The organism is Microbacterium sp. A93, from assembly GCF_051842835.1.
The window spans coordinates 208,290-216,063 of record NZ_JBPXMT010000014.1; the positions used below are offsets into that span (position 1 = coordinate 208,290).

7 protein-coding genes are annotated in these 7,774 nt (G+C 71.8%); 3 read left to right on the forward strand and 4 right to left on the reverse strand.

Annotated elements, in window-relative coordinates; translation table 11 throughout:
- Positions 1–45: 45 nt before the first annotated feature.
- The 4 genes from ACSU1G_RS29450 to ACSU1G_RS29465 all read right to left on the reverse strand — a co-directional run bounded on the left by ACSU1G_RS29450 (position 46) and on the right by ACSU1G_RS29465 (position 5,074).
- Positions 46–1,947 (reverse strand): carboxyltransferase domain-containing protein, encoded by a 1,902-nt coding sequence (locus ACSU1G_RS29450; protein WP_439284335.1) that lies wholly within the window; start codon positions 1,945–1,947, stop codon positions 46–48.
- Complete coding sequence (locus ACSU1G_RS29455) at positions 1,944–2,720, reverse strand: LamB/YcsF family protein (RefSeq protein ID WP_439284337.1); 777 nt, start codon at positions 2,718–2,720, stop codon at positions 1,944–1,946. The genes ACSU1G_RS29450 and ACSU1G_RS29455 overlap by 4 nt, the downstream gene beginning before the upstream one ends.
- A gap of 91 nt (positions 2,721–2,811) precedes the next feature.
- The gene (locus ACSU1G_RS29460; protein ID WP_439284338.1) at positions 2,812–3,855 is read right to left on the reverse strand and encodes an NAD(P)-dependent alcohol dehydrogenase; all 1,044 of its coding nucleotides are present in this window, start codon (positions 3,853–3,855) and stop codon (positions 2,812–2,814) included.
- A gap of 88 nt (positions 3,856–3,943) precedes the next feature.
- Complete coding sequence (locus tag ACSU1G_RS29465; RefSeq protein WP_439284340.1) at positions 3,944–5,074, reverse strand: glutathione S-transferase family protein; 1,131 nt, start codon at positions 5,072–5,074, stop codon at positions 3,944–3,946.
- An 11-nt stretch (positions 5,075–5,085) separates the two neighbouring features.
- On the opposite strand from ACSU1G_RS29465, the gene ACSU1G_RS29470 reads away from it, so the two are divergent.
- The 3 genes from ACSU1G_RS29470 (at position 5,086) to ACSU1G_RS29480 (ending at position 7,517) form a co-directional block, all read left to right on the forward strand.
- Positions 5,086–5,943, forward strand: coding sequence for an MBL fold metallo-hydrolase (locus ACSU1G_RS29470; protein ID WP_439284342.1), 858 nt, complete (start codon positions 5,086–5,088; stop codon positions 5,941–5,943).
- Between the two features lie 168 nt (positions 5,944–6,111).
- Positions 6,112–6,963, forward strand: coding sequence for an SDR family NAD(P)-dependent oxidoreductase (locus ACSU1G_RS29475; RefSeq protein WP_439284344.1), 852 nt, complete (start codon positions 6,112–6,114; stop codon positions 6,961–6,963).
- Positions 6,960–7,517, forward strand: a complete 558-nt coding sequence (locus ACSU1G_RS29480; RefSeq protein WP_439284346.1) for a universal stress protein — start codon at positions 6,960–6,962, stop codon at positions 7,515–7,517. Before ACSU1G_RS29475 ends, ACSU1G_RS29480 begins: the two co-directional genes overlap by 4 nt.
- Positions 7,518–7,774: the final 257 nt, after the last annotated feature.

Genomic DNA, 7,774 nt, shown 5'->3' on the forward strand with positions numbered 1-7,774 from the left:
CCGGCCGGGCGGGACGCGTTCTCGTTCGGGTACTCGCTCATCGGGTCAGTCCCCTCGGGTCCGGTGCTCATCAGGTGCGTCAATGGTGTCGGTGATGTCGGTGTTGTCAGCGGCGTCCAGGTCGGTCAGTTCGAAGCGGACCGATGCGCCGGGCGGCAGCTGTGCGGCCAGGGTCAGGTCCCGGGGCCCCACGACCCCGATCACGGGATAGCCTCCGGTGACCGGGTGGTCTGCCAGGAACAGGACCGGCAGACCGGAGGGCGGGACCTGCAGCGCCCCGGCCACGGCCCCCTCACTGGCCAGCTCGCCATCCCGGATCCGCTCCAGCGGGGCGCCGGCGGACTCATTGGACACCTCGAGCCGCACACCGATGCGGTTCGACTGGTGTCCGACCTCCCAGTCCTGGCCGGTCAGCCGTTCCAGTCCGGCGGCACCGAACCAGTCGTCCCGCGGCCCGGGGCTCACGCGCAGCGTGGTGGTCGCCCCGGCACGTGGCATCGGCCGCAACGGCGGCTCGGGGCTCCCGACGGCGGTGCCGACAGCGCCTACGCCGGCCCCTACGCGCACCGGCACCTCGGTGCCCGCGGACAGCGGCGCGGGACCCAGCCCGGACAGGGTGTCCGTGGAGCGGCTGCCCAGCACTGTGGCGGCCTCCAGCCCGCCCCGCACGGCCACGTAGGTGCGCAGTCCGGCGTCCGGCTCGCCGAGCGTCAGGAGCTCACCGTCGTAGAGGGCGAAGGGGGCGCGGGCCGGGGCGGGGCGCTCGGCTGACGCCCCGGGCCTCGCTGCGGAGAGGGGGGCGGCGGCCGTGTCGTCGGCGACTGCATTGACGTCGGCGACTGCAGTGTCATCAGCGGCCGTGATGCGGGCGGGGCCTTCTGCTCCAGCGAGCGCGAGCACGTGGTGCCCCCGGGCGCGCAGGACCAGCCCACCGAGCAGGGTCTCGATGACGGCCGCATCGGGGGCGTTGCCCACGATCCGGTTGGCCTGCCGCGCCGAGGCCGCATCGGCGGCCCCCGCCACGGGGACCCCGAGGTCGCCACGGCCGGGCCGTCCCAGGTCCTGCAGGAGCGACTGCAGTCCGGGGTGTTCCACGAGCAGCGCGGGCTTGGGGACGGCAGGGATAGCGGGGACGGCCGTGGTGGGCTCGTCGGTGGTGGCCTGCGGGCCAACCGACGCGGCGGCCTGCGCGGGCAGGGTGGTGCCGGTCGGCGTCGTGCCCGGGTTCTCAGGTCCCGGCCCCCCGCTGGTCCGCACCGTGACGAGCTCGCGGACGGCGCGGTAGCGGACCCGGTCTCCGGGGGTTACGAGCGCGGGCGAGTCGCGGTCCAGGTCCCACAGGGTGGCTCCGGTGCGGCCGATCAGCTGCCAGCCGCCCGGGGAGACGCGCGGGTAGACGGCGGAGAACGATCCCGCGAGCGCCACGGACCCGGCCGGGACGGAGGTGCGCGGGCTGGCCCGGCGCCGGATGTCCAGCGGGGCGGCGCCGGGGTCCGCGGGGGTCAGGTAGGTGAAGCCCGGGGCGAAGCCGCCGAAGGCGCCGACCCAGTCGGTCTCGGTGTGCCAGCGGACGAGGCCTTCGGGGCTCAGCCCGGTCAGGGTGCTCACGTCCTGAAGGTCCTCGCCGTCGTAGAGCACCTCGATCTCCACGAGGCGTCCCTCCCTGAGGCCGCCGGCGGTCACCTCACCGTGCCGGACCACCTGTGCCCCGGCCACGGCGGCCCCCCGATGGGTGAAGGACAGTGCCACCGTCTCCGCGGCGGCCAGGGCCTGGACCTGGCCGGGCAGCGGCTCGGCCGCCAACTGGGCGTGCAGGGCCACCACCTCGCCCAGGGAGGCACACTCCACCAGGAACGCGCGCGGGCCGGACCAACGGATCCGGCGGCCACCGGACGCCACGGCAGCATCGGGCGCCTCAGGACCAGAACGGCCGAAGGCGCCGCTCATACGAACGAGCCGATCCGCACGCCGGCCTCCTCCAGCCCGGCACGGACCGCCGCGGCCATGGCCACCGCGCCCGGGGTGTCGCTGTGGACGCAGATGCTGGCGGCCTCGACCCGCAGGTCCGTGCCGTCCACGGCGGTCAGGACCCCCTCCGTGGCCAGCCGGACCATGCGCGCGGTCACCTCGCGCTCGTCCTGCAGCACGGCTCCGGCCTCGCTGCGGGAGAGCAGGGTGCCCTCGGGGGTGTAGGCGCGGTCGGCGAAGGCCTCGCTCACCACCTGCAGGCCTTCAGCCCGGGCGATCTCCGCGGCCACGGATCCGGGCAGCAGGAGCAGGGGCAGGTCCGGATTGAACGCCTTGACGGCGTCCACCACGGCCCGGGCATGCTCGGTGTGGTGGACGATCGCGTTGTAGAGGGCGCCGTGCGGCTTGACGTAGCGGACGGCGGTTCCGGACCTGGCGGCCATCGCCTCGAGGGCACCGATCTGGTAGAGCACGTCGTCCGCCAGCTCGGTGGGTGAGCAGTCCAGGAACCGGCGGCCGAAGCCGGCCAGGTCGTGGTAGGACACGTGGGCACCCACCGTGATGCCGGCGGCCACGGCGTCCCGGCAGGTCTGGGCGATGATCGAGGGGTCCCCGCCGTGGAATCCGCAGGCGACATTGGCCGAGGAGACGGAGCGGAAGATCGCGGCGTCGTCCCCCATCGTGTACGAGCCGAAGGACTCTCCGACATCACTGTTCAGGTCGATCTGGGCCGTGGCGTGTGCTGCGTTCACTCGAGGTGATCTCCGTCTCTTTCGTGGTCACCCCAGCATGCACCACCGGGGCAGATTGTTCAACAATCTGCCCCGGTGGTGCCGCAGGTCGTCAGGCGTGAGGCACGACGACGGCCCGGCCGGAGATCTTCCCGTCCACCAGTGCCTGGTAGGCCTCGAGGGCGCGATCCATGGGGTAGGTGGTGTAGATCGGGTCCAGCTGGCCGGCCCGGTACAGGTCGACCACCTCGTACAGCTCCTCGATGGTGCCCCAGTAGGTGCTGGTCAGCTCCACCTCGTAGGGGGCGGTGAAGAAGGACCAGTCGTAGGAGCCGCCGGCGATCCCCACGATGGTGCAGCGGCCCTGGCGGGCGGTGGAGTCCATGGCCGTCTTCACGGTGGGCGCCACCCCCACGAAGTCGAAGGCCGCGTCCACGCCCCGGCCCCCGGTGATCTCGCGGATCCGCTCGACCTGGCCCTCGCCCCCGGGCACCGTGATGGCGCCGAGCTTCTCGGCCTCGGCCATCGCCTCCGGCTTCATGTCCGTGGCGATCACGGTCGCCCCGGTGAGGGCCTTGAGGATCTGCACGCCGAGCAGGCCCAGCCCGCCCAGGCCGATGACCAGGGCGAACTTGCCGCCGCCGTTCAGGTGCGGCAGGGCCAGCTTGATCGCGTGGTACGGGGTCAGCCCGGCGTCGGCCAGGGAGGCAGCGGCCACCGGGTCGGCGTCGCCCAAAGGGACCAGGTTGCGGGCCGGCACGCGCACGTACTCGGCCATGCCGCCGTCGCGTCCCAGCCCCACGCCCATGTACGGCATGGTCGCGGCGTTCTCGCAGTAGGTGTCCTGGCCGCGCGAGCAGGCGCGGCAGTGCTGGCAGCCGACCGGCCCGTAGACCAGGTAGGCGTCGCCCTGGACCGGGCCCTCCACGCCGGGGCCGAGCTCCTCGATCCAGCCCGAGGTCTCGTGGCCCAGGATGAACTCCGGCTTCTGGGCACCCGGGGCGCCCTCTGCGAAGTCCTGGAAGATCGCGACGTCGGAGTGACAGGCGCCGGCGCCGGCCACCTTGAGCAGGACCTCACCGGGGCCGGGAACCGGCTTCTCGACGTCCTTGAGTACGGGGAAGGTCTGGTAGTTCTCGAACACGACAGCACGCATAGGGTCCTCCTGGGTGGGTTTGGGTGGCTTGATCGGGTGAGGTTCAGGCACAGAGCGACGGGACCACGTCACAACGGTGGGGGTGAGGTCACTTCGCGCCTGAGGGCGCGGGGTAGAGGGGGTTGTGCCCGGGGGTCACCTGCTCGTCCTCGCGCACGGGGCCGGGTGCCGCGCCCCGACCGAAGGGGGAGCCGCCGAGTGCCTCGCGGCCGTGCTCGGTGAGCCAGCCCGCCAGCTCGGGGCCTCGCGGCACGATCCCGGTGGGGTTGATGTCCCGGTGGACCTCGTAGTAGTGGCTCTTGATCTGCTCGAAGTCCACGGTGTCCCCGAAGCCGGGGGTCTGGAAGAGGTCCCGGGCGTAGCCCCACAGGGCCGGCATCTCGTCCAGCTTGTTGCGGTTGCACTTGAAGTGCCCGTGGTAGACGGGGTCGAAGCGCACCAGCGTGGTGAACAGGCGCACGTCCGCCTCGGTGATGGTGTCCCCCATCAGGTACCGCTGACCGGTCAGGCGCTCCTCGAGCCAGTCCATGGCCGTCCACAGCCGCTCGTAGGCGGCGTCATAGGCCTCCTGGGAGCCGGCGAAGCCGCAGCGATACACCCCGTTGTTGACCTCAGTGAAGATCCGGGTGACCACCTCGCGCATCTCCGGGAGCGTCTCGGCGGGCAGCAGGTCCGGGGCGCCCTCGCGGTGGTACTGCCGCCACTGCGTGGAGAAGTCCAGGGTCATCTGCGGGTAGTCGTTGGTGACCACGGCGCCGGTGGGGATGTCCACCATCGCCGGGACGGTGATCCCGCGCGGGTAGTCCGGGAAGCGCGTGAAGTAGTTCTCCTGCAGCCGCTCGGTGCCCAGCACGGGGTCTTTGCCCCCGACGTCCAGGTCGAAGGTCCAGGACCGCTCGTCATGCGTGGGCCCCGGGGTACCCAAGGAGATGACGTCCTCCAGGCCCAGCAGCCGGCGGACGATGATGGTGCGGTTGGCCCAGGGGCAGGCCCGCGCCGCCACGAGACGGTACCTCCCGGGCTCCACCGGCCACGCCTCGGCACCTTCGGTCAGGCCGCCCCGGGCCCGGCCGATCTTGTCCCCGGCCACCCGCGGTGCGGCGAGCGCGGCCGCCGGATCCGCCACGATCCGGTCCTGGATGTAGTTCGTGTCCCGGGAGAACTCCCCGGCTGTGACGTAGCGGCCCTGCGGGGACTGGTTGTTCTCACTGTGCTCCATACACTGAGCCTATGGCCTCCACCGACCCCGCGTCCTCCCCGTCTGCCCCCTCCGCGCCCGGCGCCGATTCCCACCTGACCTCCTCCGTCCTGGCGGACAACCCCTCCGGCATGACCCTGGAGGGCACCAACACCTACCTGGTGGGGGATCCGGACGCCGATGCCGTCGTGCTGGTGGACCCCGGCCCGGCCGAGGGGGCCGAGCAGCACCTCGAGAAGGTGCTCGCGGCCGCCGGCGGGCGCCGCATCGAGCTGATCCTGGTGACGCACCACCATGGTGACCACACCGGCGCCGTGGACCTCTTCGCCTCCCACACCGGTGCTCCCGTGCGCGCCGGTTCCCCGGACTGGTGCCGGGATGGGGCACCCCTGGTGCCCGGCGAGCGCATCCCGGCGGCCGGCGTCGTGCTCACCGCCTGGCACACCCCCGGGCACACCTCGGATTCCTTCTCCTTCGCCCTGCCCGACGACGGCGCGGCCGGGTCCGTGCTGACCGGAGACACGGTCCTGGGCCGGGGGACCACCGTGATCGACCATCCGGACGGCACGCTCGCGGACTATCTGCGCTCCCTCGAGACGCTGATCGCCCTGGGCGACGCCACGGTGCTGCCCGCGCACGGTCCCGTGCTGCCCTCGATCGCCCAGGTGGGGATCATGTACCGCGAGCACCGGCGGCAACGGCTGGAACAGGTCCGGCTGGCCCTCGCGGGCCTGGACCCGGCCGAGCGGGACCGCGCCTCCGCCGACGAACTGGCGCAGCGACTCCTGCCCGCCGTCTACCCGGAGATCGAAGAGCGGCTGCGCCCCGCCGCCCTGATGTCCCTCGGCGCGCAGCTGGCGTACCTGAGTGATGCCGCGGACGAGAACTGACGAGAACTGACGAGAACTGAACCGAGAGTATCCAGACTGTGACCTCCCGCGCCGCACGGATAGCGCACGGGGGTGGTCCGTGCAAATACCATGGATGGAGGAGGGTCCACCACCTCCCCCTCAGCACTATCGGCAGTCGAACGGCAGTCATGCAGCAAGGCGGACCACGTGGCAGAACAACTCGATGAACGCACACTCCAGCAGGACGGGCAGATCCCCGTGGTGCCCTCGTCCCGGCGCTCCGGTCAGACGATCCTGATCACCGGGGCCACCGCCGGGATCGGGGCGGAGTTCGCCCGGCAACTGGCGGGCCAGGGGCACCACCTCGTCATCACCTCCCGGAACCCGCACCAGTTGGTGGCCAAGGCCCAAGGGCTCGAGGCGCAGTACGGCATCACCGTGGAGACCCTCACGGCGGACCTGTCCACGGCCGAGGGCGTCCAGGTGGTGTCGGCGCGGCTGCGCGCCCGGGACCAGCCGATCACCATGCTGGTCAACAACGCCGGATCCGGGCTGTCCACCGAGTTCCACGAGAGTGAGGCCGAGGACGAGCTGGCCATGCTCCGGCTGCTCACCGAAGCCCCCATGCTGCTCTCCCACGCCGCCGTCCAGTCCTTCCTGGCCCGCGGCGGCGGACGCATCATCAACGTCTCCTCCGTGGCCGGGCTCCTCCCGGAGGGCAGCTACGGCGCCGCGAAGGCCTGGTCCATCAGCTTCAGCCGCTGGGCCAACACCCGGTACAAGCCCGAGGGCGTCACGGTCACCGCACTGTGCCCGGGACCGGTGCGCACGGAGTTCCACACCCGCGCCGGGATCGACACCACCAAGAAGCCCAAGTGGGCGTGGATGGACGCCGAGGACGTGGTCCGCGAGGGCCTCACCGCCGCTGCCGAGGGCCGGGGCGTGTGCATCCCCTCCCGCCGCTTCCGTTCCCTCATGACGGCGGCCCGGTTCAGCCCGGATGCCGTGCTGGAGCGGTTCAGCCGGATCGAGCCGAAAGGTCGGCGGAAGCACCCATGACCATCCTCGTCGGCTACACGGCCAGCAGGGAGTCCAAGGCGGCCCTCGATGAGGCCATCCGCATCGCGCGGCTGACCCATGAGGGGTTGCTGGTGGTCAACGCCGGCCCGGGCGGCGAGCACCGGCACGACTACATGGTCACGGACGAGCAGCAGCGCGAGCTGCAGGCCATCCTGGACGCTTCGGGGATCGCCGCCGAGTTCCGCCAGTACGCACGGGGCCGGTCCACGCTGGACGAGCTCAAGGACGTGGCGGACGAGGTCCAGCCCTCCGTGGTGGTGATCGGGATGAAGCGCCGCGGCACCTTCGGCCGCTTCGTCATGGGCTCCGTCTCGGACGGGCTGCTCAAGGAGCTCGACCAGCCCGTGCTCTGCGTCAAGGACAACCCGGCCAAGCCCACCGGGGTGATCCACGAGGCCCCGCCGGAGGACCTCACCGCCACTGCCGGGCCCGCGGCCCTCACCGGTTCCGGTGCCGTCGTGGACACCCCGCCGGACGCCGGCCCCGCCTCGGAGATCACCGAGGCCCCGGACTCCACCGGCCCCCGCCGCTAGTCGCTGCCCTCGCCCAGATCGAGGAGGGAGGGCTTGCCCCCCCCCTCAGATCGAGTAGGGAGGGCTTGCCGAATTGACCGGTGAGGTTCTCGGCAAGCCCTCCCTACTCGATGCTTACTAGTGCGGTTGTCTGCACTGATGGCCGACCCCGTTACCTTTCTTGGAGCCCCTTCTTCGTAGAGGATGTGGGTGTGCTGGCCGGAAGGCCTCGGCATGATTGCTGCCCCCAGTCGTTGATGATCCGGGGGGTGATGTCA

What these genes read in the sequence shown, in the direction of transcription:
- ACSU1G_RS29480 (WP_439284346.1), top strand. Translation starts at nt 6,960, where the DNA reads ATGACCATCCTCGTCGGCTACACGGCCAGCAGGGAGTCCAAGGCGGCC.
- ACSU1G_RS29470 (WP_439284342.1), top strand. Translation starts at nt 5,086, where the DNA reads ATGGCCTCCACCGACCCCGCGTCCTCCCCGTCTGCCCCCTCCGCGCCC.
- ACSU1G_RS29465 (WP_439284340.1), bottom strand. Translation starts at nt 5,074, where the DNA reads ATGGAGCACAGTGAGAACAACCAGTCCCCGCAGGGCCGCTACGTCACA.
- ACSU1G_RS29460 (WP_439284338.1), bottom strand. Translation starts at nt 3,855, where the DNA reads ATGCGTGCTGTCGTGTTCGAGAACTACCAGACCTTCCCCGTACTCAAG.
- ACSU1G_RS29450 (WP_439284335.1), bottom strand. Translation starts at nt 1,947, where the DNA reads ATGAGCGGCGCCTTCGGCCGTTCTGGTCCTGAGGCGCCCGATGCTGCC.